General features: G+C 42.0%; 29 protein-coding genes and 1 pseudogene. 3 read left to right on the top strand and 27 right to left on the bottom strand.

Annotated elements, in window-relative coordinates:
• Positions 1–24: 24 nt before the first annotated feature.
• Positions 25–945, bottom strand: a complete 921-nt coding sequence (locus R7Z77_RS10450; protein WP_159408532.1) for an IS5 family transposase — start codon at positions 943–945, stop codon at positions 25–27.
• A gap of 44 nt (positions 946–989) precedes the next feature.
• Between R7Z77_RS10450 and R7Z77_RS10445 the strand changes: the two genes are divergently transcribed.
• On the top strand, positions 990–1310 hold the full coding sequence (locus tag R7Z77_RS10445) for a hypothetical protein (protein WP_313885153.1): 321 nt from the start codon (positions 990–992) through the stop codon (positions 1308–1310).
• A gap of 399 nt (positions 1311–1709) precedes the next feature.
• Here R7Z77_RS10445 and R7Z77_RS10440 read toward each other — a convergent pair whose 3' ends face one another.
• The 23 genes from R7Z77_RS10440 to R7Z77_RS10325 form a co-directional block, all read right to left on the bottom strand.
• The gene (locus tag R7Z77_RS10440; RefSeq protein ID WP_133305456.1) at positions 1710–2042 is read right to left on the bottom strand and encodes a hypothetical protein; all 333 of its coding nucleotides are present in this window, start codon (positions 2040–2042) and stop codon (positions 1710–1712) included.
• 291 nt (positions 2043–2333) lie between these two features.
• Positions 2334–2927: a hypothetical protein gene (locus tag R7Z77_RS10435; RefSeq protein ID WP_014386695.1), complete on the bottom strand. Its 594-nt coding sequence runs from the start codon at positions 2925–2927 to the stop codon at positions 2334–2336.
• The gene (locus R7Z77_RS10430) at positions 2924–4885 is read right to left on the bottom strand and encodes a hypothetical protein (RefSeq protein ID WP_014386694.1); all 1962 of its coding nucleotides are present in this window, start codon (positions 4883–4885) and stop codon (positions 2924–2926) included. The genes R7Z77_RS10435 and R7Z77_RS10430 overlap by 4 nt, the downstream gene beginning before the upstream one ends.
• Positions 4886–4946: 61 nt before the next feature.
• Positions 4947–5180 (bottom strand): hypothetical protein, encoded by a 234-nt coding sequence (locus R7Z77_RS10425; protein ID WP_014386693.1) that lies wholly within the window; start codon positions 5178–5180, stop codon positions 4947–4949.
• A 59-nt stretch (positions 5181–5239) separates the two neighbouring features.
• Positions 5240–5716: a hypothetical protein gene (locus tag R7Z77_RS10420; RefSeq protein ID WP_046224213.1), complete on the bottom strand. Its 477-nt coding sequence runs from the start codon at positions 5714–5716 to the stop codon at positions 5240–5242.
• A 214-nt stretch (positions 5717–5930) separates the two neighbouring features.
• Positions 5931–6134 (bottom strand): hypothetical protein, encoded by a 204-nt coding sequence (locus R7Z77_RS10415; protein WP_014386690.1) that lies wholly within the window; start codon positions 6132–6134, stop codon positions 5931–5933.
• Positions 6135–6147: 13 nt separating this feature from the next.
• The gene (locus tag R7Z77_RS10410) at positions 6148–6441 is read right to left on the bottom strand and encodes a hypothetical protein (protein ID WP_032073016.1); all 294 of its coding nucleotides are present in this window, start codon (positions 6439–6441) and stop codon (positions 6148–6150) included.
• Positions 6442–6459: 18 nt separating this feature from the next.
• On the bottom strand, positions 6460–7212 hold the full coding sequence (locus R7Z77_RS10405) for a hypothetical protein (RefSeq protein ID WP_046224215.1): 753 nt from the start codon (positions 7210–7212) through the stop codon (positions 6460–6462).
• Between the two features lie 342 nt (positions 7213–7554).
• Positions 7555–7800 carry a hypothetical protein gene (locus R7Z77_RS10400; RefSeq protein ID WP_014386686.1) on the bottom strand — a complete coding sequence of 82 codons (246 nt, stop codon included), beginning with the start codon at positions 7798–7800 and terminating at the stop codon, positions 7555–7557.
• Entirely contained in the window at positions 7797–8228 is a 432-nt protein-coding gene (locus tag R7Z77_RS10395; protein WP_046224216.1) for a hypothetical protein, read from the bottom strand. The genes R7Z77_RS10400 and R7Z77_RS10395 overlap by 4 nt, the downstream gene beginning before the upstream one ends.
• A 304-nt stretch (positions 8229–8532) precedes the next feature.
• On the bottom strand, positions 8533–8835 hold the full coding sequence (locus R7Z77_RS10390; protein WP_014386683.1) for a hypothetical protein: 303 nt from the start codon (positions 8833–8835) through the stop codon (positions 8533–8535).
• 17 nt (positions 8836–8852) lie between these two features.
• Entirely contained in the window at positions 8853–9128 is a 276-nt protein-coding gene (locus R7Z77_RS10385) for a hypothetical protein (RefSeq protein ID WP_014386682.1), read from the bottom strand.
• A gap of 140 nt (positions 9129–9268) precedes the next feature.
• Positions 9269–9541, bottom strand: coding sequence for a helix-turn-helix domain-containing protein (locus R7Z77_RS10380; RefSeq protein WP_014386681.1), 273 nt, complete (start codon positions 9539–9541; stop codon positions 9269–9271).
• A 12-nt stretch (positions 9542–9553) separates the two neighbouring features.
• Complete coding sequence (locus R7Z77_RS10375) at positions 9554–10744, bottom strand: ParB/RepB/Spo0J family partition protein (protein WP_014386680.1); 1191 nt, start codon at positions 10742–10744, stop codon at positions 9554–9556.
• A gap of 1 nt (position 10745) precedes the next feature.
• Positions 10746–11528, bottom strand: a complete 783-nt coding sequence (locus tag R7Z77_RS10370; RefSeq protein ID WP_041154764.1) for a ParA family protein — start codon at positions 11526–11528, stop codon at positions 10746–10748.
• A gap of 569 nt (positions 11529–12097) precedes the next feature.
• Positions 12098–12679, bottom strand: coding sequence for a hypothetical protein (locus tag R7Z77_RS10365; protein ID WP_101905921.1), 582 nt, complete (start codon positions 12677–12679; stop codon positions 12098–12100).
• Positions 12680–12824: 145 nt separating this feature from the next.
• On the bottom strand, positions 12825–13421 hold the full coding sequence (locus tag R7Z77_RS10360; protein ID WP_101905920.1) for a hypothetical protein: 597 nt from the start codon (positions 13419–13421) through the stop codon (positions 12825–12827).
• Between the two features lie 165 nt (positions 13422–13586).
• Positions 13587–14312 (bottom strand): hypothetical protein, encoded by a 726-nt coding sequence (locus R7Z77_RS10350; protein WP_159066178.1) that lies wholly within the window; start codon positions 14310–14312, stop codon positions 13587–13589.
• Between the two features lie 134 nt (positions 14313–14446).
• A complete protein-coding gene (dfrA31, locus tag R7Z77_RS10345) occupies positions 14447–14920 on the bottom strand; it encodes a trimethoprim-resistant dihydrofolate reductase DfrA31 (RefSeq protein WP_276406829.1) in 474 nt (157 codons plus the stop codon).
• A 159-nt stretch (positions 14921–15079) separates the two neighbouring features.
• A complete protein-coding gene (locus R7Z77_RS10340; protein ID WP_063866460.1) occupies positions 15080–15736 on the bottom strand; it encodes a quinolone resistance pentapeptide repeat protein QnrVC7 in 657 nt (218 codons plus the stop codon).
• A 1114-nt stretch (positions 15737–16850) separates the two neighbouring features.
• Entirely contained in the window at positions 16851–17519 is a 669-nt protein-coding gene (locus tag R7Z77_RS10335; RefSeq protein ID WP_169696972.1) for a hypothetical protein, read from the bottom strand.
• Positions 17516–18424, bottom strand: coding sequence for a site-specific integrase (locus R7Z77_RS10330; RefSeq protein ID WP_318136652.1), 909 nt, complete (start codon positions 18422–18424; stop codon positions 17516–17518). Before R7Z77_RS10330 ends, R7Z77_RS10335 begins: the two co-directional genes overlap by 4 nt.
• Positions 18417–18662, bottom strand: a complete 246-nt coding sequence (locus tag R7Z77_RS10325) for a hypothetical protein (protein ID WP_225497210.1) — start codon at positions 18660–18662, stop codon at positions 18417–18419. Before R7Z77_RS10325 ends, R7Z77_RS10330 begins: the two co-directional genes overlap by 8 nt.
• Positions 18663–19597: 935 nt before the next feature.
• Between R7Z77_RS10325 and R7Z77_RS10320 the strand changes: the two genes are divergently transcribed.
• Positions 19598–19840: a type II toxin-antitoxin system ParD family antitoxin gene (locus R7Z77_RS10320; protein ID WP_005398365.1), complete on the top strand. Its 243-nt coding sequence runs from the start codon at positions 19598–19600 to the stop codon at positions 19838–19840.
• Positions 19833–20117, top strand: coding sequence for a type II toxin-antitoxin system RelE/ParE family toxin (locus R7Z77_RS10315; RefSeq protein ID WP_005398363.1), 285 nt, complete (start codon positions 19833–19835; stop codon positions 20115–20117). Before R7Z77_RS10320 ends, R7Z77_RS10315 begins: the two co-directional genes overlap by 8 nt.
• A gap of 295 nt (positions 20118–20412) precedes the next feature.
• On the opposite strand, the gene R7Z77_RS10310 is transcribed toward R7Z77_RS10315, so the two are convergent.
• The 3 genes and pseudogenes from R7Z77_RS10310 to R7Z77_RS28905 form a co-directional block, all read right to left on the bottom strand.
• A complete protein-coding gene (locus R7Z77_RS10310; RefSeq protein WP_225481809.1) occupies positions 20413–20946 on the bottom strand; it encodes a hypothetical protein in 534 nt (177 codons plus the stop codon).
• 166 nt (positions 20947–21112) lie between these two features.
• Positions 21113–21436: a hypothetical protein gene (locus tag R7Z77_RS10305; RefSeq protein ID WP_000045524.1), complete on the bottom strand. Its 324-nt coding sequence runs from the start codon at positions 21434–21436 to the stop codon at positions 21113–21115.
• A gap of 135 nt (positions 21437–21571) precedes the next feature.
• Positions 21572–21715, bottom strand: a pseudogene (locus tag R7Z77_RS28905) (DfrA family trimethoprim-resistant dihydrofolate reductase); the annotation flags it as partial.

Genomic DNA, 21715 nt, shown 5'->3' with positions numbered 1-21715 from the left:
GAGCAACCCCGTTTCGCGTATTTCTTAGTCAATACGACAAGTTTCAGGCATACCTAACCTAGTAAGCTTGTTCAACGCTTTTATCATCGCGTAAGATTCACCCACCTGGGCATTGTAATTCCTTAAGCTCAGTTTCCCTCCTAGCAACTGTTTAACTCGATACATCGCTGTTTCTGAGAGTGAACGTTTGTGGTATCCATACCGCTCTTTCCAATACTTATTTGAGCCGTATAACTTCTGGCAACCCACGGCGAGATTTCGAGGATGACCACGCTCCCAGAAGGCTGCCCCTTCTCGTGGGGGAACAAGCGCAATGGCTCCCTTAATCTTAATAGCAGTGTGACACGCTCTTGTGTCATAAGCGCCATCACCAGACACCTCAAGGATACTTCGGCGTGTTTGTTTCAGTAAGTTCGGGAGTACTTCGCCATCTGTAACCGTTGATAAACTTAGTTCGGCGGCAATGATCTCATGAGTGTTTGTGTCGACGGCAATATGAAGCTTTCGCCAGACTCTCCGCTTGCCATCCGTCCCGTGTTTTTTGACTTTCCATTCACCTTCGCCATAAACCTTAAGGCCAGTTGCATCAATGGCTAGGTGTTGTATCGCTCCTCTCGTTTTAGTCTTAAATGAGACCTCTACTTGTTTGGCTCTACGACTGATGCAGGTGTAATGCGGACAACTTAGCGGTACATGGGTTAACCTAAATATCGAGTCGATAAATCCTTGCAGCGCTCTCAGCGGCATAGAAAAAACTCGTTTCACCATGAGTGCTGTCGTAATAGCTAAATCACTGAACCGACGTGGCCTCCCGCGCTTATTCTGTTTGCTTTGCGCCCAACCGCTTATCGCCTCTTCATCAATCCAAAAGGTCAGAGAGCCACGGTTAATGAGTGATTGATTGTATTGCTTCCAGTTGGTTGTTTTATAACGAGGTTTAGGCATAGGGCTACGAGAGGAAGTGAATGTAGCTAATCAGATCGTAGGTTCTGGATTTAGTTCCGCTGAATTACGCAACAAAGCCTACCAAAATACCTAAAAACTCAATCAAGATACCTGTTTCTGGAGGTTACTCCTATTCACCTGACTTTGCTTATGTAGTTAAAACTGACTCGGGTGATTACCTAAACTTCATCATTGAGACGAAAAATGTTGATGGAAAAGATAATCTTCGCAAAGAAGAAGAACGAAAAATTGAACACGCTAAAGAGCTGTTCAACCAAATTAGTAAAGATATAAAAGTTGAGTTTAAAACCCAATATGCTGGTGATAAGATCATTGAACTAGTAAAACAATCTTTTGCTGTTTAGATTTTGTAATTTCAAGGGGGGCTAAACAGCCTCCCTAGTTTTTATATATATTAGACATTAGAAAAAATATTTTTTTTAACAACAAGCTTTTCAAAGTACTTATTTTCAAATCCCTGCAAAATCCAACATACTAACCCCACTAGGTATTATTATTGGTCATTCTGTTCTAAGTTGTCAGCGATTTCACGAAGCACCTTAGCCCAGCCTTTTTGAGATTCATTTTTGAAAGGCACGTTTTCAAAACATTGTTTGAGCGAAAAAACTGCTGGTGGGATCTCTGGTGATAAGCACACATTAACTGTACCTGCATGCAACCAAATCATCAATCAACAACAATTGACGGTTTAATAGGCCACGTTAGCCCTTTTGGATCTACTTCCTGGTGCATGATTTTTCCTCTTAGTTGTTTAACTGTTCTGGCACAGCTTCAACAGCAATACTTAATAACGTTCTCTTTAGCTCCCAGAGAGATTGTACGGGCCATGATGCCCAATCTAATGGGTTGCATTCAATTTCTTCACTAAACGTAATTAGACCCGTTCTGGCTCTATTTGGAATGCTGACCTGCGTCGATTTGTACTTTTCAGCAGTCATTCTAGCTGTTTGCCCGTAATAGTAGTAATCAAGTGCAATTTGGGCATTAGCGTTATTCTCAAGGAACTGTTCTAACCTTTCCTGCTGTTCTAACATAACCATTGCACACCCAATAAACAGTTCCTTGTTATCTAACACATCCTGTCTATTGAACTTTGGCTGTCTCGCAGAGGACTCATGCACCTTCCTAGAAACCTTCTTTGCCATTTTTGGTTTAACTTTAGGCTTCTTTTTCTTAGTTGGCCGCAATTAATATCTTGTCATTCCCAGCGAATTTAAACAGTCTTTGCATACTGGCTGAGCTCCGTTCTTCGCAGCGGTGATGTTCCTATAATGAGCTCCGTTACCAGATACAACTTTTCCACAAAGTGATATCTGACGAGATGACTCAATCCGTTTAGACCTTAAAATGCACACCATAATGACTACCTAGACTTTTTCACCGTGCTTGCGCATAAAGCAATATGCAGTTTCTAAATCAGCCTCAGAATGGGTAATTCCTTTATTCATCTGAATGTAAAAACGACATGCCTCAATATCAGAATCAAACTGGTAGATGTTCACGATCAAATTCAACCTTGGGAAAATACCTCCAGATTTTAAGTCTTCCCAATACAGTTCATCAAATACAGCGAATTCACCAGAATGAAACGCCGCAATAGCGGTAAGCCTCTGTAACCCATCTAAGATAAGGGAATCATCCAGCTCTCCCCCCCTGCCTTTCACATCATAAAGCTGTACTTTCGTTTCACATCCACACAAGAGGTTTTCAACGAAACATTGCTGCATGTTTTTCGTCCACTTCTGATTGGAACGCTGAAACTCAGGGGTTAACTTTTCAAGTATCTCATAAGGAGATAAAGCTATCTCCTCTGTTAGCTCTTGCACCAAGCTATTGTAGGCAAGCAAACCACCAACGGGTTTGAATAAGTCTTTAAAGCTAACGTTTACGGAATAATTCGGAGAACGATAAAACGCACTTTGTGTCACTATTTCCTTCAACCGTTCAAGACCTGATTTCATCGTGCGGTCTCCTTCTTTAGTTCTGAAAGTTTGATTTGATAAGCATCATAGAAAAAACACGCCCAGAGATAATTCGCATAGATACGCTTCGCAAAGTTTTTCCCTGGCCTGTCCTTTACGATCTCTTTTGGAAGTGATATTGCGAGACTGTTGTACTCAACCATATCGGAAAGACGACGCTTTACTTCATCGAGGAAAGGTCCAAGCTCAGTAGAGAATGATTTTCTGGAAAGGTCCCACATATATGTCTTAGAAAAATCAAAGTTTTTCAGGTTACGTTTCTGCCACTCAATCACTAATTCATGAAGTTCGGCTTCATATTCCCTTTCACCGGATACCGCTTCGTCTAAATGGTTGGGGCACTGGATTGCTCCAAACCAGACCCCATCTTTTTTGCGCATGGTTTTATTCGGAACATGGCCGCAATGACGGCATCTTGCCATAAACACTTGATCAGGTTTGGGGGTTTGCAAAGAACTCATGTTAACTAAGGGGTAGAATTTCTTTGAGGATACATAGAGCTGATCCCGGAGTTGTTCAAATCGCTCAATTGAATCATGAGAAATATGGCTGTACTTATCTTTCAATTTATCAACGGGTGTAATTCCGATACCACTTTTCGACAGTTGACGACGAACAAAGCCTTCTTCTAGGTTATGCTCAATTTTTGCCACCAGCACCAATAGTTGAAGTTTACGCAACGTCGCGTTGTTGCTTCGGGGCATAAAGCACTGCCATTGCCCCATCTGGACAGCAGTTCCAAACTGATCGTCGTAGACGTCACAGACATCAACGTCATGCCACAGATTTAATCGTTCTTCGCACTTACCCATCGAGTTCAGTGCCTTCCGTCCCATTTGTAATAGAAGCGCTTGGTAGATAGAGTCAATTGCAGAATTCAGCATCTTTTCACTGATTTCGAACACAGGAAATTCTAGTTCTATATTCTCATCCGATTGCAACATACGCTGCTTTTGCATGTAGCCCATAAACATAAATGAAGCTGTCGCTAAAAGACTTGCAGCCTGAATGATCCCATTATGACTGGCTAGATTAACGATTGTTTTGGATGGGTTTAAAGGAAGTCCATCCCAGTACGCTGGTATGGCAAAATCGAGGAACGATGATTTAAGCTTTGTCTCAATAGAAAATGGAGCACAAATCGCACCCTTTACATTACGGTTTGGCTTAATCTTGCGTAACTTCTCACGCATAGCTTTGTAGCTACATTTTACTTCTGGCATTAGTTTTAATGCAGCATGGTTATCAACATGTAGGATATCGTATACCGGGTCCAATAGTTCATGGAGAACTTCGGAAGACTGGTATGGCTCCAATTGATCAGATACATTAACAGCGAAATGGTGGCTAAGGTCGATATCCTTCTCACCACTGTCACTATAAGCCTCTACCTGGACATGATCAGAGATTGTATTAGGAACAGGCATCACTCCTTCATATTCGGCCACACACTCGTTCCAAAGCTTCGCATCAAACTTAATGCCATCACTTAGGATTGATATTTTTTGTTCTTTCTCTTTCTGGGCCGAGATGAACAGAATCTCATTGCGCTTTTGGTTATACAGCTTAGCTATTGCATTGTGCTCTCTACACCATTTGCTGTATTCGCGCTTCAAAAAGGAATGCGCTTCGGCTAGGTTTTTGAACTTTGACCAATATGCCTCTATGTGTGTGGGCTTCCGATCTGTCTTTGTTCGGATGGTGCAACGTGAACGTTTCTGCTTATCCTGATCAATAATCTTGATAGCATTGGGCTCAAAATAACCAACATTCCAATTAGCGGGTAAGACCCCCTGTTTATACATATCCAGGCGAAAGGATAACGCTGAATTAAGCGCGTTATCACTAGATACTCCGGCATTGAAAGACTTTGTTTTTTTACCAATACGTACTTGATATCCAGTAGGCAACTGGAAAACATTTAGGAACTTTTTCATAAAATAACGCTTTATTAAGGTGCCGACGAACACTGTCAGGCACTGGTTTATCAAATTAAACTTATTGCACGGTTCGAGTGGTAGACATCCGTTCATGAAATGCTGCGAGTTGCCAGCCTTCAATCCATGCTGCTTTCGACTCGTGATCATTGTGCGGGTTTTCTGCGTATGGCGTTCCACTTTGATAAGCAAAAGCGCCTTGCTGGAGAACTCGGTGGTAGTCAGCTTCACTCATCGAACTATACACCCTTAGTTCTTTACCCCACACCTCATCACTGTTTGGGTTATATGCCATAACATTGACCTCTCAGCCAGATTACAGAATCATATATTAACCCTGTAAAAAAGTTTTGTCTATCGCTTATACAACGGTCTGTGATCGACTGGCCTCCAATTTTTTCTGGCAGATTTGACTTCGCCTCGAAGAGCCATAAGCTTTTTAAAAAGTGTCTTATCATAGTCCAGCTTCAATACTCGCCCACAACCATAGGCTATGACACCCTGTGCTTGAGGTAGCCAGAATCGCTGAATTAACCCGGTATAAAGTGTGAGCTGGTACTTTTCACGGATTGTTATTCGCCCATTGAACGCTCTGCTTTTAAATTCTCCTGCAATGTATCTAAAACGCAATGGATCAAAAAATACTGCATCAGGGGCTCCGCAGACTCCTCGGCGTTTAATAAACCAAGGCTTTTTCCAACCGCCTATATCAGCCCCCAGCACGATACAGTACCAAGGCATATGGAACTGCCTCTTTATGGACAGCCCTCTGAGAATAACCATCAATAGGCCGATTGACGCCACCAGCAAAAACACTAGTTCCCCAGTCATAACAAATCCCAGTTAATAGCAACCAATATGGCTACAACAATAATCACTAACCACGGTAAAAGACTGTTACCACTTCCTGCTTGGGCGTGAGCCTTTAATCCAGCGTTTGCAGCCTCGGAGTTGTATGCTTGTCCTCTGTGCTGGCAAAATTTAGATGGATCAGCGGCATAGGCGCTTAAATGACTTACGGATACCCAGTTTGAACGCTTTCTTCTCACCCAGCAATTCCTTGTAGTTCTTCAATTGCCTGTTCAGCTGCGTTGATGACAGATAGTGCGTTTTGGGTGTACTCATTGCTAATTTCGCCATCGAGCCCTTCACACCACAAGCCAAATTCCTCCTGGGCAACTTCATCGCTTATACCCGCAGCTCTGAACACCATTAACCAATCTTCAATATATTGATCTACGTGAGCCATACTCGGTTCCTTATTATTGTTTCTTCAATTTAATCGCTTGCATTAGTGTGGTTAGGGCAACCCAAAGCATCGTAACAATGCATACAAACCAAATGATTCCAACAAATATGAGCCATGCTGACTCACTACTTTCTGGTCCATTTGGCATCGTTATTCCTCCCAACGCGGCAGCAGCGATCATAGCTATAAGGCTTAACGCCCAGCGCTTTGAAAAATCTTTAGCGAGTGACTCCCATTCCTCATTTGGGGCTTTAAACCAACAAACCAAACCAATGACTAATGGGCCTATAAAGAAAAAATCCAGCATTACTCCCCCCCCCCTATTTTAGAAACGTACTACCGTTACATCACCGAGCAATACGTCATCAATTCTATCCGGATATAGCTCTCTGGTTTTTTCAACAATTTCAAACGCAGATGAAGTAGGAAAACTCGCTGTCAACTCCAGCTCTGTCAAACTTACCGCCACTCGCTTGCGTCTAATGCTTTGTGAAGGGATGTTTTCTTGGATCAGACTTTTACTATGAACAGCACTCTGGTAATCATCCCAATCAACCACGCTGTAAGACAAACCGCGTTCTATTGGTCTTGTCCAACCAGGTAACACTGATTCCCAAGCGAGTTCTCTTTGTCTCCATTCTGAATCAGTCACATCGTTAGGTTTATCTGTCGAGTTTTGGTAATGATAATCTTGAAATCCAACGTCGATTAAGGATTGGCGATACCCAATATCGTTTTCAACGTAGTACAAACCTAATGTATGTTGTCCCCAGGGAATTAAGCAGACATTAAAAGTGAAGTCCCAATCCGTACTACGAATACCGTCCACCAAAACTTTATGCTTTTCCTCGATAAACATAGTTCTCAGATCTGACAGAGTTTGGCAGCTTCTATCCTTTTGGAGCATGGTTACGTTTGCCGAGATATCTGCATCAAATGCAAGCTTTCTAGCTCCCAGTTTTGCGATGGCTTTTTTGGCCGTATCAACGCAACCAGAGCGCAAGGAGCATAATTTGGTTAGTGCCTGCTCTAACGTTGTATTGCGCAGAATTAACCCATTGTATATCTTAGTGCTCACTTCGAGTTCCCTCACTTCGATCCGGATTTCTCACATTAACCAGTTCAGCTAAGGCAACTCCCGAGGATGCACACCCCCACATAAACATAAGGTCGATAAAGGCAGGATTATCCCCCAGATGAAAAAGGCCACCGGACAAAACCATGAAAAGCCCTATTCCAGAGATCGTTACGATTCGTTCTAACGGGCGAGAATCTTGATTGAGAGGCTGGTGGATGAGAAACCATCGAAGAGCAAAACCAATACTCATACCACCAACAATGAACCCAGGCCATTTCAATTTTGCACTGACTAATGCCAACGAACCCAAGAACGCTATCAAAAAATACAGTCTACGTCGATTCACTGGCCTTCCCCATCACTGCTTGTTTTTTCCCACAAGTGGGCCTTATCAATAACGCTCAAAACAGCACAAATTAATGCGAATCCATTTGCGATAATTAAGAGCTTTTCTGGTAAGTAAAAATTGGTAATCAACTGAATAAAGTTCAGGGCAGCCATAGCTATAAACACGTAAATAAAAAAGCGCTTTACTTTGGAATGCAATTTATAGCCATCTAATGCCACCATTTCGTTTTGTTCCGTCACGACATTTCTCCTGTAGTAAGTGAAAGCTTCTTATCATCGCTAAAGAACATCCATTCTCCGTTAAATCGTTCGGCCAACTCTTTCGCAGTGATATCTCCAGGCATGAACATACAACCAGAAACAGAACCGCTATTCTTTGACAAGTATCGGTTTAAAGCAGACATACCTGCCGAAAGTAATGTGTCGTAGTGGCTATCGTCGTACTGTGAGATCTCCAGAGCTAACTTAACAACGGACTCATTGTGACTAGAATTCAACAAGGCTACGGTTTTTTTCTTGTTTCCCAACAAGTCGCGTACTTTCTCAACTGTTGGTTCATAACCTAAAACCAATTCAATAGATTCAACTATCCGAGCTGTAAACTCTAAGAACGCGGGATCAGACTCTTTTGAAAGTTGTTTTGTAATAACTCTCAGTGCATTGCTCATAGCCAACTCCTGTAATTTTTAGTGTTTTATCAGTATTTCATTTGGTTGGACTTCTAAAGAACCAAGATCGCACTCAAACTGTAATGAGATTCCCTGATCGTGTGCGATGGCTATCATGTACCTAGCCATACAAGAGTGCCTCTTGTGTCCCAAGCTCTACCGTTGCCGCAGCCATCTGCTCACAGAATGCCCGGTTCTTTTGCTCATTCATTATCGGAGCCTCGCTACTTTTTTAGATACAAGGGCAATCATGCCCCTACCTACGCTATATACCAATGGGAGTAATTGCCCTTTTCTGTACAAACTAGCGGGTATTTTCAGGATTGATCAAAGCCAATCGCGCAGACAGACTTGAACTCATTTTTTGAATAGTGTTGTTCAATGTAACAATCAGATTTGAACTCGTAACGTTTATTAGCGACTTGCTAACCCCATAAAATTCTGGATATTTTTCAGGGTTTAGGTTTTCTAAATGAGCAACCAGTCGCATTGCTTCACCTTTGCTCATACAGCTCAGGTTTATCACATGGGCTTTTGCTATAACGTGTAGCAACTTATCTTCAAAGTCCCGGTAAAATTTGCTTTCTTGCTTCAATTCTGAATCCATTATCAGTACATCTCCTATTACTCATTGACCTTGATTGCGAACACGCTAACGGGAGCATCACCAAAATGAGGGTGAGTAATAACCATCTCCTCAAAACCTTTCCACGGTCGAACTAAAATCTTCTCGGTATCCCCAGATTTTGGATAGCCAAGCTTGATATGCACCTCATCATACTCGCGACCCTCCAGACGTTTCCGCCAGTAATCCGTTTGAAGACGATATTCATACTTCTTTTCCCCGGTTTGCATTTGTCTGAAATACAGAGCTTTCACAGGGAGATGAAGAACTTTCATTTGAGACCTCCAAAAAACTAAAGGAGCTACCTCCTCAATATTACAGCATCACTTTATAATGCTTATAAAATTTTAAAAGTCTACAGGCATAAAAAAGCCCCGGCGCAATGCCAGGGCTAATTTGAGGTTGGATATTACAATCAGAGCTTTCCGTGCCGCAAGATGAACTTCTCACGGTCCAAAATACCCCAGTCCGTTATCATATAGTAGCCTGTAGCTCCTCGCTCTCCCCTCGATTCACGGATGAATATAATTTTCATATCAAACTCATCACGAAGCATCGCCAGTTGGCGTTTAATAGTGGACTCAGGAATCTTGGTCTCTGAATGGAGATCGTGCAAGCTGGGCTTATCTAACTTAGACAGCGCATTTACCAGTTCAAACTTGCGACTCATATCCTGAGATAACTTCATTCCATACTTACCTTACTCAACGCTTACGAGCTCGATGTCAGTCACCGCTACTTTTATTGGCTTTACTTCCTTTTTCTCACCAACAAGAGTCTTAACCCAAACCACATTTGGTTCAGTAGCAATACGATCTGTCATCAGTACACCACGCTTATTTTCACTCTCACCGATAATATTCACGGTGATGACTAACTTACGTGGGTCAGCCCCTTTCCAGTCTTTACCTTTTGCAAGAGGAGGTTCAATGCCTTCTTCTTCGGCATCATCGGTTGCATCATCACTTTCATCAACCTGCTTATCACCCGGCGCGTTTGTATCGCCTTGAGATGAAGCATCATCAGAAGTAAATTCCTCTCCCGTAGCTTGATGAACAACATTATCGCCCGTTGTATCATCAGAACTTTCCACATCACTTTGTGTAAAGTTGCCACCCTTCTCTTCACCCAATTCTGAGTCAGAATTCGAATTATTATCCTGCTCAGAGTTATTGGTTACTGCACCATCTTCATTTGAAGTTGGTTCATCACCATTCTTGATACGTTTTGCATCATTCAACAACTCACGACTTTGCTTACGTGTCATGCCATCACTCATAGCAACGGCACAGACAGCCCGGCATCGCTCTTCATTCAGTTCGAATAGCAAACGTAAGTTATTGAGTGTTTCCGTATCAGCTGTAATGTCATTATCGTATAATTCTCGAACGCAGTCAGGCATTTTTAATAATGAAAGGTGCGTTGAAACAAAAATTGTGTTCTTACCGATACGTTTTGCAACGTCTTTTTGCTGCCACCCATTATCAATGAATACTTGTAAAGCATTAGCAATTTCAAGTGCAGCCAAATCATCGCGCTGAATATTCTCTATCAATTCTCCCGCTGTTTCGTCCAAGTCCGTTTGTTCTTTTTCGTTAACAACGATGTCAATTGTTGGAATATCTTTGGCTTTACATGCTCTCCAGCGACGTTCGCCTTTTTGAATGACATATTTGCCGTCTTCATTTTTCGGGTAGACCACAATCGCGGATTGCTGGCCTTCTTCCAAAATTGAATCACCCAGTTCCTCGATATTACGGAACCGTTTACGAACCTGTTCTTTTGAAATAACTTCATCAACAGGAACCGTCAGAATTACCTTACCATCTGGCTGCTTTTTTTGGGCGGCTTGAGCTAACTGGTTGAGGTTTTTTAGGTTATTTAGTTTCATCTTAACCTACCTTCTCTACAATCTCGTCCAGCACCGCTCGCACTTCTTTTGCTGCTACATGACCATAGCGAAGAGACCATACTGGAACTCCATCTGTAGTTGCAGAATCAAGCGGTGGACGGTGTTGAATAATGTTACTAAAGATCAACTCTGGGATAGCTTTTTTCAGCTCAGTAAACGATTTGTTGTGGTTCACTGAACGATCCATATCATTGATGACAATGCCCAGGATTTCTAAGTTTTGATTGTGCTGTTGCTGAACACCGATAATGGTCGTCAGCAAGCCCTCTACACCATCAACCGCAAAGCCAGATAGTTTTACAGGACATACAACATGCGTCGCAATCATCAGTGCAGCAACCAGCTTACGGCCAAGACTCGGTGGGCAATCAATCAACACGTAATCATAGTCTTTGATTAGTTCTTTTAAGTGTCGAGCTGGGTTCATTGCTTGTTCCAATGGCACTGCCTCCATCTCAAACAAATCCGGATCGTTTTTGGGCGTGTAAATCAAATCAACACCACATGGACACTCCGTTACTTGAATGCTTGAGCAGTTATCAAGGAACAATTCAGCTACTTTAGTACCGCTATATACTGGCTCGTAGCTGCCATCTTCCAACTCCACACGAGGAGCCAAACGTGAAGATGTATTACCCTGACCATCGAAATCCAGTACCAGGACTTTTTTCTTTTTTTCTGCCAAATCGAAGGCTTGCTGGATACAGATAGTACTTTTACCCACGCCTCCCTTCTGATTGGCATAGGCGATAGCTTTTGCCATGTTTACCTCGCTCTCCGATTGCAAATGAGATTCCTAGTGACGAAACATCGCCACTTTCACATGTGAAAGATTCTAACACTCACTTTATGATACTGCAATGTCATATCGTGGTACTAACATAACAATTACAGATAAAAAAACGGCCTCAAAGGGCCGCGAGAAAAATCATCAATGTTTAGGTGAACTGTATCGACAGAACAATGTGCATCCTGTCTCAATCCAATATTACCTTGCGCTTGTTTTTTTCGGTTAGCAAGTCTTCTTTAGTTTCTTGGTTCTGGATTGGATTATTGTCAGCCAAATCCTCAATAGCTACTGGGCTCTCTGAAATTACTGGGCGTCTAGACCTGACGTAATACTCCCTTGCTAGTTCAATATCAGCGACAGGATGCAAAAGTTAAAGTTTGATCATTTTTAAGGTGCATTGTTACCAGAAGCACTGTGGAAATGACAAAGTTTGTTCAATCTCTAGCAAACTTTTGGACATAAACGCGTTAGATTAATGACTCTAACGCGCTTATCTGAGATTAGATAAAGTATCTTGAAACCTTAAACACTTGTTATGCTTCTTAGCCATCAGTGCTACTTGGCATGATTTTTTGCCAAATTTTCATATCAAAACCAATATCAGCCACATTACACGCAACTTTCGCCATTTCTAGTAATTTGTATTCACCAAAGATAAATTGGTCTTTATCTCTGATTAGCTTATATAGATAAAAGACTAATTGAACCTCTTCGATTAACATTTTTTTTGTTAACCTTGAGAATTCCTCCGTGTTCTGCGAGTTTACTTTGTTATAACTTTCTCTCTCTTTTGCACTAACAAGCAAGTCCTCTGAAAACTTGCTTGTATGAATAATCAGCTTTCTAATCTCTTGGTTTAGGACCTTTTCAGTGCCTGCTAACTCGACCATAAGAGCATTAATCAAAGACATATCAATAACAGGCACTCCTACTATATATTTATCTTTGACAGGATTAATAAAATCATCGTATTTATGCGACAAGTCAACTTTGTATTTATCTAGTAATATTTCAAGCTCAAAGTAGAAAGCTCTTTCCTGCAAATTAGCTTTCTTAGTCGCAAGCCTGATAGTCATGTAATGGCCTAATAAAACACCAACTAAACCTACAAATAAATTCTCCATTCGTACTCCGATTTACAAACTGAAGCATAACGCCCGCTTAAGGGGCAGCCAACGCCACTACTAACTTACCGCATAACACCGTAATCAACCAAAACCAACGCATAGTAAAAATGCCACGCGTTGGCTGTCCCTCTTGAAGCGTTTGTTAGCTGCAAGTCACAGTGTGTTCCTTAAGCCCCAATTTCCAAAGATTATCGATATTGTTAAGGTATGTGGATACTTGCTTTCTTGGAGCATTGATAATGACTTCACTAGATACACAGACTGAATCAGTTTCACGATCATAGTAACCAACTTCTACGCACCAAGGATCATTGGAATCCTTTGCTATATCGATTAACCTAGAACGAAAATAAGCGCACGAACCACTAGAATAATAAAATTCTTTTTCAACGATGGCAGTTACACCACCTTTACGTTCCCCGATAAACACAACGGGAGATAACAACTTAGAAAGATATAACTTCTCAATTATATTGATAATTCTTGTGTCATGATCTTCATCCCAAATAACAGCGAAATCATGAATTTGGAAGTGATTAAGATCGTCTAATAATGAGTTACAACTTTCTGTAGAGCGTAATATTGAATAGTGAGTTCCGCGACCAAGGTTTCCGATAGGAGCAGTTTCGTCGTAGATCGTTGTAAATAGTGTAGAGTAAGATGTATGCATATTAACCTCAATTTCACTTGATGTTGCAGTTTCACCTGCGTAATGGGCGATTACCTTTCGAGTAACCACAAGTCACTAATAATCCTATACATAAGCGCCAATTCTGGCAAGTGCAGCTAACGCCGCGTTAAGGGGTGAGTGCCGCCTAAACCAGCTTTCCGCAGACCACTTTCACCACCAAAATCACCGCATACCAAAAATGCCACGCGGCACGAATCCCTCTTTAACGCTTTGTTATGTTTTATTTTCAAGATTATGCTGAACCTTCAAGTATACATCCAGACACTCTTCAACCAAATTCTGCTTACCATGCTGAGCAATCAAAAGATAGATTATGTGGATCAGTATCGTTGCGCCGATATGTCTCTGAAGCTCTGACTGAATATTTTCGACACTAGGCAAATTAGTCGCGGATGCATATAACAATAAATTCCTTTTGTTAGCAGTATCTTTAATGTATTGAAATATTGACGTAATTCCTCGCTCAGATGCAACCGCACGCACTTCGTGCAGGTAATCTTTAGCATTGCCTGAAGCGTCCACATTAACCTGGCTAAGTGGTGGCTCTGGTTGGAAACTAAAGTCGCCGATCTGTAACTGAGTCTTAAGTATATCTCGACCATTACAGCTTTCTACAACTAGCTGATATGGAATTTCACTTACTTTCAATGCAACGCCTAGGAGAGTTAAAAATGGGTAAAGGCCACCCTTATGCTTATGATCATGCATCCTTAGTTCATTAGAACGAAGATATCCTTTACTTTTAATAGCAATAAATAAAGCTGTTGCAGCCTCCTCTTCAGCAGTGATAGCTAAAAACGCTGCCACTTCAGGCATTGTTCTCGCTAGTTCAAAAGCCCGTTCGACATAACGAATGCTAGATTTAGCTGCAAAACCCGAATGTCCCTTCGTACGAGATGACATTTCAAACACTTTCTTCTGAAAATCACTTAACCCCATGAAATCCTCATAAAACATAACGCCTTGTTAAGGGGTGAGTAACGCAATACCGATGCCGCCGCATACCACCTTAAACACTAAAACTAACGCATAGTAAAAATGCCACGCGTTGCGAATCCCTCTTGAACAATTTGTTAGCCCTTTGTCCAAATTTGGTACGTGTAATCAATATTTGAACTGAAACTTTGCTCAAATGTTTGCTTGAAACTCTGTGGAACTGAAGGGAAAAACACGTCGCCAGAGATGTGCTTATGAATCACTGAAAGATGGATAACATCTGCTTGTTCGATTAATGCTTTGTAAATTTCACCACCACCAGAAACAAAGACATGTGTTGTCGTATTGTCTAAGTAAGATAATGCCGATTCAATGCTGGTGAAATAAATAACATCTGGATCATTCGAGACCATTTCTGAGCGAGTAACCACAGCATATTTCCTATTGGGAAGTTTACCCATTGAGTCGAAAGTTTTACGACCGACTAAAAGCCAATGATTGTAAGTCATAGCTTTGAACAGGAGCTGCTCACCTTGTACATGCCAAGGTATATCCAATCCAGAGCCAATTACTCCATTCTCAGAAACTGCTGCCATAATGGATATTTTCATTTTTCCTCCTGAGGGCTAACGCCCGCCTAAGGGGCTGGCAACGCTACCGCACGGCTTAAATTTACAACCGTAACCACCACAGCTCATTGGGACTGGGAACGCCACGCGTTGACAGTCCCTCTTGAGGCGTTTGTTATGTGTGTGTTCAAACCATCAAATTTAGTCAGGTACTACTATTAAACCTAATTGCTCTAAAAGTTGTTCTTGTTGCCACGAACAGATTTTTACACCTGTAAGGTCAACTTTCCGGGGGTCTAAACCATACAGCTCCGAGTGGCTCAAATCACAACCTTGCAACCTACACTGGCTCCAGCACCCTTCAGAAAATACTCCCCGACTTAAATCAGACTCTTTAAATGATGTCCCACTCAAATTTGCACCAATCCATCTATTCTCAAACAAATCACACTTTTCGATACACTGCCTTTCAAAATTTGCGTATGACAGATTACAACCTGTTATATAGGCTGAACAAAAATACATTCTGTTCGATACCTGATTCATGAAGCTAGCTTGAGCAAAATTTGCCCCCTTTAAATCGCACTCTCTGAACTCGATACCAAAACAATTTGCACCTTTGAAATACGACATTGAAAGACTGCAGTTTTTAAAAGATGCGTCTCTAAGATCCGAGTAAGAAAAATCACACCCCTCTAATTCTCCTCGTTCAATGAAAGAACAATCTACAAATTGTGTATCGCGGAGGTTTGCCCGTTTAAAGGAACAGCAGAAAAATTTGCAATTTTTAAAATACTGACCACTCAAGTCTTGATGTGAAAAGTCAGCTTGTACATATAACTGGTCTGTTTTATCCATTTTGTAGCCCTCTTTTTATTTGAGTCGAAGACTAACATTTACCAACCAGTTCTCAAGAAAAATAAACACCTTAAAAACAGCAACTTGCAACCACTTAAAATCACAAAAATAAGGCGCCAAATTGACGCTCTAAGGCGCTGATTTTTGATCTACCCACGCCGCATGGCTAGAAAAAAGTTTTGTTCAATTACGGCGCTTACAAGAAAAACACATAACGCTTATTAGATGGCTTTAAGCCGTCTTTATCCGAGAATAATGCCGCCTTTCACTAATGCATTCAATTTAGTATCAATCAATTGTGAGGTGTCGGAGTAAGTTAAACGGTGATACGTGGTTTAATTTAGAGGAAGTGATTTAACGTAACGGCACTCAGTGCGAACTGAAAAATAGAATCGCATTGTTCTACACGAACACCAGAAACAAAAAAGCCTCCCATCCGGGAGGCTTTTTTGTGGAGAATTGCCAGACTTGGAAGATCAGCATTGAGATCAAACGCTTTTGGGATTAATCTCTTTCTCCAGATGTGAAAAAACCGCCTTGCCGGGCGGTTTTTTTCGGAATACTTACTATGGTTTGACGGCCTGTGTAAGTCCTTTCATGATAGCCCATATCGTTAAAGCACTTCAAGTATTCCTGCACTCTGTTTGGATCAAGATGTTTTGGACAGAGCGACGCGCATCAGCCACCGACCAAGGGAAGTCCGATAGGTGGCAGGTAAAGGCACTAATCAGAACTTGCGAAAGCACGATAAAACCGCCCTGTTGTAGCTGCTAGACGGGGACAAGCGGAAAAGGAATAACTGATTAGTGTTGTGTGACTCGGACGGGGGGCGAAAGCCTTTACACACAGCGCAGGGCAGCCCGAAAGGGTACGAGAAAAAACTCCACGGAAAGCGACCACAGACAATGCTCAGATTCACTCAAAACGAGTCGAAAATGGGTAGGGGTCGGCGCAGCCGAAAGGGCTGAGAGCGCCGCCTTGTGCGGCAACCTTATTGCCCTTTTGGGCTTGTCCACAAAAGAGCGTGAGCTCCTCAAACAGCCCTTTAAGTTCTTTTCGGTGGGCAATGCCCTAAGGAAAAATCTTTGATTTTTAGAGGAGGGTACGGGGGAAGTTATTCTCCCTTTTGATTACTGTGACGTTTTTCAAAGCTACTAGCTAATTGCTTTAACTTTGTATAATCCAGTGGTTCATCATCCAGTGTTAAACCTGCATGTTTAAGATATTCAGCAATAAGCCTTTTCTCATTACTCAACCGATCACGCTGTCCTAGTTTGCTCATTGTTTCTTTGTGCTGCCTGCGTATTGCATGATTCGCTAATTTTAATCGTTCACTTGATTCTGTTTGTTGACGTGCTGCCTGATTTTGAATCGTGTCGAGTTCGCGTTCTCTGCGGTTTAGTTGTTCTGCCTTTTGTGAGTGTGCGCGTAGTACATCTTGCTCCATCTGTTGTCGGTATTGCTGTTTGAATTTCTCCAACTCTTCTGATTTTTGAGCTAATTTTTGTTTCGCTTCTATCAGAGATGCATCTGAGAACGTGCGAAAAGTGTTGAACATTACTCCTAAAATTAAAGCTGTGACTAAACAGAATATGAAAATGTAACTCCATGATTGCCACTGAAACCAGAGTGTTTCTGAGCCCTTTGCGAGCAAAACAGGTTTCATCGAGTTGGATGTATCAATTAGCCAAATCGTGCTATCGGGGGTTAGAAAATCAAGAAATGGTGCTGCAAAAAGCAATACCAATCCCACGACTATGACGGTTAAAAATCCCCAAATCATCGTAGGTACACCTCTGTTATATCGGGGCGAAAATGCCCTAGCTCTTGAGAAATGATCGTCATGACATCGATACGTTCAAAGTGATTCGCCAATTGTTCATAACGATTTTGAGCGTAGCTGTGGCGTAGGCCGTGAGCACCGTTTGAATAGCCCAGAGCGCGAGAACTCGCTTTGCTGAACGCATCAGAGAATTTGTGTCCACCGGCTATGTTGTAGTGCGATTCGTAATTCACACCTCTGTCCGATATTTGCTGCGGCATATCGAGTCTGCGTTCTTCTAACTTTTCTGCTAAATGGTTGGGGATTTGCACTTCACGAATAAGACCGCCTTTCCCGTTAACTGTGTAGGCTTTTGACTCATTGGGGAGGTGGGCAAATTTATTTGGGTGTACGTCCCGTGGGCTTGGATTCACTTCACCAGAAGGTCGTAGGGAGAGCAGCTCGTGAGCGCGTAGACCTGATTCATGACAAAGTTGTGTGGAGAGTGCGTGTTGCTCGGTTTGATGCTGAATGATCGCATTGACCTGTTCTGGCGTGTAAGAACGAGAGTTTTCAATAGTTTCTTTTTTAGATGTAGGAAGCTCTTTGGGTGGGTATAGTGTTTGATTGGGTTCTAACTTATGTGTGACATGCTGCATCATTGTTTGTATTGCCTGACGATCCATGTCGATTGTGCTTTGTTTACATTCGTGAGCGCGTAACTCTATGTAGTTTTTTGCTTGTTCTGGGGTTAGTTCTCTTAGAGAGCCAAGCTTGAACTCTTTCAAATAATCGCAACAAGTTTTCAGTGCTTGTTCGTAATTTCTAGCTGTTCCAACCGATTCTATGATGTTGCCTTTACCCTGCAATTCCTTCATCACAGAGGCGGCTTGAGCTTCAGATTTCGCAAAGTGTCCTCTAGCCATTGCGTGTTACTCCGATCGTATGGAGGTAACGAAGGATAGTGCTGCGTGCTGCATACTGATTATGCACAGTATGCAGGTGCAAAGAGATTAGCTCTAGAGATGCGCCAGTTTTGTACATTTTGGCGATTTCAGAACGAAATGGCTCAAGTTTGGAGGTGCGTTTTTTGTAGTTTTTTCCCTTGCGTAATGCACGGGTCTTTTTGGCAGCTTCGGTCGCTGCGATGGGATCAAAGCTCATAAAAATCTCGATGTGTGCGTAAGAACTAGCTCGGCTATCATCGTGATGATAGTGAGACGGCTAAGATGCCGTTCGCCATTTTGACTTTTTAACGAAAAAGTAGGCTGACTGTTCACACCTAAAACGTCCATTTCCGCAGATGGAGTGCGTTGTTGATTTATGATTTCGCTACTTTGAGATGCGTCACTGGCTCAACAATTATTACCAGCGAGTACGGAGTTAACTAAGCCGTACACTCCACAGACTTAGAGCAAAATTAACTCGGTTCTCTGACCGGACGGTGCTCTGAATGCAACGTAGACCTCACCCAACGAGGTCAAATTTATATCCCAAATTGGGATAAGTGGGTGGTTGTGAATTTTCATTTTGCGCTTCCTCTGATCTAAATGCAAATATTGTTTTTGTTGCAGGCTTTTTGTTGCGTGAAATCATACGAAAGCTCATTAAATCTCGCGCTATGTGGAATTTTTAAATTCTACATAGCGCGAGTAGGCTCGCGAAATTTGCGAAGGGTCTCTCCTGAATTTGCAACGCGAAGCGAGCAAACAGGGAGGGACGCTGAGTAAATTTGATAGGGGTATTAAGTGACAGCGTGATGAAAGATGAATGTTCACAACGAACATTTGGCTCCGAACTGACGCGCTGCGCTTGTCGCATCCCCACACCAGGAAAACGGCTTCGCCGATTTCCTGGTGTGGGGATGTTCAGTTTGGAAAACTCAAAGGCGTGGTAGTCTTATGAGTAGGTATGTTATTGGAAGGTGGTTCTTATGAATGGCCTATTTGTGATCATTGGTATTTCATTGTTGATTAGTGTTTTCGCGCTTTACTCTCCGCAGATAAGCGCATGGTGCGATAAGCAGCTTGCGAAAAAGAGAAAGTAAACCCATCACTTGCTGTATACTAATTGTGTTAATAATTCACACAGGTGGCTTTATGGGTAGAACAACAAGTGTCACCATTGGCGAATCGCTCGATGGCTTTATTGAAAAAATGATCGCAACAGGTCGTTACGGCTCAACAAGTGAAGTGATGAGAAGTGCATTGCGACTACTCGAACAACAAGAGAATCAACAAGACTTACTGCGAAAAGCTCTTGATGAGGGAGAAGCGAGCGGAGAATGCTCCCTGTCCTTAAAGGAAGTAGCAGAAAGAAGAAAGGCTCGTCTGCATGTATAAACTTTCTCAGAAAGCAGCAGACGATTTCGGCGACATCTATGAATATACCTTTCTAAATTTTGGCGAAGACCAAGCAGAACACTACACCGATGAAATGGAGCAGTGCTTACAAACATTGTCTGAGGCGCCATTCATTGGTAGGGATTGCTCCGAACTTCGTTCTGGAGTACGTCGGCATGATCATCAGAAGCACGCTATTTTTTATCGAATTCGAGAGTTCGATATATTTGTTATCCGGATCTTGCACCAACAGATGAACTCCATGTTGCATCTTTAGAAACATAGGAAAACGCCCCGTAGAGGGCGTTTTTTGTTTCAAACGAATAGTGCCATTTTTGCCCTGTAAATCGCTCTCAAAGCGTCACAAACTTACAAAGCGTTTTAGTCTTACATCCGCTCGGGTTAGGTATGAAAATCGCCACTACGCGCGTTCTGGGCGCTCTGAGCGGCGTTTTGAGCATCAAAGTGGGCCATTTAACATATAACCAATAATGACTACCATTTTTTTGATAAAAATCCCAAACGTTGGGAATTCGTCTTAAATGATGCCATAGTCCCTCTTGAAGCGTTTGTTATGGCGAAATCTTAGCCAACTCCGCTTTGAAAGCCTCACATAATTTCGACTGGATCAAGGGAAGTTCGTTATCCGCACGAGTCCATAGATCAAGCATATTAGAATCGAGTGTTTTACCTAAACCACTTTGCTTGAGCTGATAACCTCTAACAACTTGATAAAAGGCTGAATGCTGGTCAAGAAGTTGGTCTACAAGATTGCAAACATCATCAGAGAGCCAAAGCTTAGCAAGTCTGTATTGTTCGGCGAACTTCTTAACGTCTAATTCCAAGCTCAACACCCTTTCCTTTTCTAGCTCACCCTGCATCCTTACTACATATGATGTAGCATCAGAAGCTTGAACTGACGCTTCATATAGCTTTGAAATTGATTCAATCTTTCTGGCGTGAATTTGCTCAAAAACGTAATTGCGTCTCTTTGCTTTTGATGAAATGTACTCTGACAGAACTCTTTCGATCGTTTGCCGAAACAACCATGAAAGAAAACCAACAATGACTGATGCTCCACCTAAATAAGCCAAAAACTCCTGCAAGAAACCTCCCAAAAAAATAAAGTCAAAATTACGCCATAACGCCCTGTTAAGGGGTGAGCAACGCAATACCGAAGTCGCCGCATAACACCTTAAACACTAAACCCTACGCATAGTAAAAATGCCACGCGTTGCAAATCCCTCTTAAACAGTTTGTTATAGCAAATATTCAATAACTCTCTGAATTAATTCCACTAGTAGACTCAAACTTACAATCACCGTTAGTAATATAGTCAAGGCCATACCTATCGCGAGGTAATCTTTTGATAACTTTCCCCAGTAAGTCCTCCCCTTTTTCCGGACATTTACCAGTTTCTAGCAAATAAATATCAGCAGCATTACCTAAGCCTATAACGTCTGCGATTTCGGTTTGTTTGGCAGTTTCCTGCCTCTCAGCTTTTAGCTGCTCTGTTTTTACCTTATCAAATATAAATGGACTAGCTAAAACAGCAGCTCCTATCACTAACGAACCTATTAATATTGACTTACTCAACGTTTATCTCCTTTGCTATAACGCCCTGTTAAGGGGTGAGCAACGCAATACCGAAGCTTCCGCATACCGCCTTAACCACTAAAACCAACGCATAGTAAAAATGCCACGCGTTGTGAATCCCTCTTAAACAGTTTGTTAGCCCTTTGCCCAAATTTGGTACGTGTAATCAATATTTGAACTGAAACTTTGCTCAAATGTTTGTTTGAAACTCTGTGGAACTGAAGGGAAAAACACGTCGCCAGAGATGTGCTTATGAATCACTGAAAGATGGATAACATC

Source organism: Vibrio sp. 1401, assembly GCF_033340295.1.
This window is presented reverse-complemented; position numbering and strand designations above follow the sequence as displayed.

What these genes read in the sequence shown, in the direction of transcription:
- R7Z77_RS10350 (WP_159066178.1), bottom strand. Translation starts at nt 14,312, where the DNA reads ATGGGGTTAAGTGATTTTCAGAAGAAAGTGTTTGAAATGTCATCTCGT.
- R7Z77_RS10415 (WP_014386690.1), bottom strand. Translation starts at nt 6,134, where the DNA reads ATGGCTCACGTAGATCAATATATTGAAGATTGGTTAATGGTGTTCAGA.
- R7Z77_RS10385 (WP_014386682.1), bottom strand. Translation starts at nt 9,128, where the DNA reads ATGAAAGTTCTTCATCTCCCTGTGAAAGCTCTGTATTTCAGACAAATG.
- R7Z77_RS10315 (WP_005398363.1), top strand. Translation starts at nt 19,833, where the DNA reads ATGTATAAACTTTCTCAGAAAGCAGCAGACGATTTCGGCGACATCTAT.
- R7Z77_RS10335 (WP_169696972.1), bottom strand. Translation starts at nt 17,519, where the DNA reads ATGATTTGGGGATTTTTAACCGTCATAGTCGTGGGATTGGTATTGCTT.
- R7Z77_RS10325 (WP_225497210.1), bottom strand. Translation starts at nt 18,662, where the DNA reads ATGAGCTTTGATCCCATCGCAGCGACCGAAGCTGCCAAAAAGACCCGT.
- R7Z77_RS10330 (WP_318136652.1), bottom strand. Translation starts at nt 18,424, where the DNA reads ATGGCTAGAGGACACTTTGCGAAATCTGAAGCTCAAGCCGCCTCTGTG.
- R7Z77_RS10450 (WP_159408532.1), bottom strand. Translation starts at nt 945, where the DNA reads ATGCCTAAACCTCGTTATAAAACAACCAACTGGAAGCAATACAATCAA.
- R7Z77_RS10430 (WP_014386694.1), bottom strand. Translation starts at nt 4,885, where the DNA reads ATGAAAAAGTTCCTAAATGTTTTCCAGTTGCCTACTGGATATCAAGTA.
- R7Z77_RS10340 (WP_063866460.1), bottom strand. Translation starts at nt 15,736, where the DNA reads ATGGATAAAACAGACCAGTTATATGTACAAGCTGACTTTTCACATCAA.
- R7Z77_RS10420 (WP_046224213.1), bottom strand. Translation starts at nt 5,716, where the DNA reads ATGACTGGGGAACTAGTGTTTTTGCTGGTGGCGTCAATCGGCCTATTG.
- R7Z77_RS10365 (WP_101905921.1), bottom strand. Translation starts at nt 12,679, where the DNA reads ATGGAGAATTTATTTGTAGGTTTAGTTGGTGTTTTATTAGGCCATTAC.
- R7Z77_RS10410 (WP_032073016.1), bottom strand. Translation starts at nt 6,441, where the DNA reads ATGCTGGATTTTTTCTTTATAGGCCCATTAGTCATTGGTTTGGTTTGT.
- R7Z77_RS10375 (WP_014386680.1), bottom strand. Translation starts at nt 10,744, where the DNA reads ATGAAACTAAATAACCTAAAAAACCTCAACCAGTTAGCTCAAGCCGCC.
- R7Z77_RS10395 (WP_046224216.1), bottom strand. Translation starts at nt 8,228, where the DNA reads ATGAGCAATGCACTGAGAGTTATTACAAAACAACTTTCAAAAGAGTCT.
- R7Z77_RS10435 (WP_014386695.1), bottom strand. Translation starts at nt 2,927, where the DNA reads ATGAAATCAGGTCTTGAACGGTTGAAGGAAATAGTGACACAAAGTGCG.
- R7Z77_RS10380 (WP_014386681.1), bottom strand. Translation starts at nt 9,541, where the DNA reads ATGAAGTTATCTCAGGATATGAGTCGCAAGTTTGAACTGGTAAATGCG.
- dfrA31 (WP_276406829.1), bottom strand. Translation starts at nt 14,920, where the DNA reads ATGAAAATATCCATTATGGCAGCAGTTTCTGAGAATGGAGTAATTGGC.
- R7Z77_RS10370 (WP_041154764.1), bottom strand. Translation starts at nt 11,528, where the DNA reads ATGGCAAAAGCTATCGCCTATGCCAATCAGAAGGGAGGCGTGGGTAAA.
- R7Z77_RS10390 (WP_014386683.1), bottom strand. Translation starts at nt 8,835, where the DNA reads ATGGATTCAGAATTGAAGCAAGAAAGCAAATTTTACCGGGACTTTGAA.
- R7Z77_RS10320 (WP_005398365.1), top strand. Translation starts at nt 19,598, where the DNA reads ATGGGTAGAACAACAAGTGTCACCATTGGCGAATCGCTCGATGGCTTT.
- R7Z77_RS10425 (WP_014386693.1), bottom strand. Translation starts at nt 5,180, where the DNA reads ATGGCATATAACCCAAACAGTGATGAGGTGTGGGGTAAAGAACTAAGG.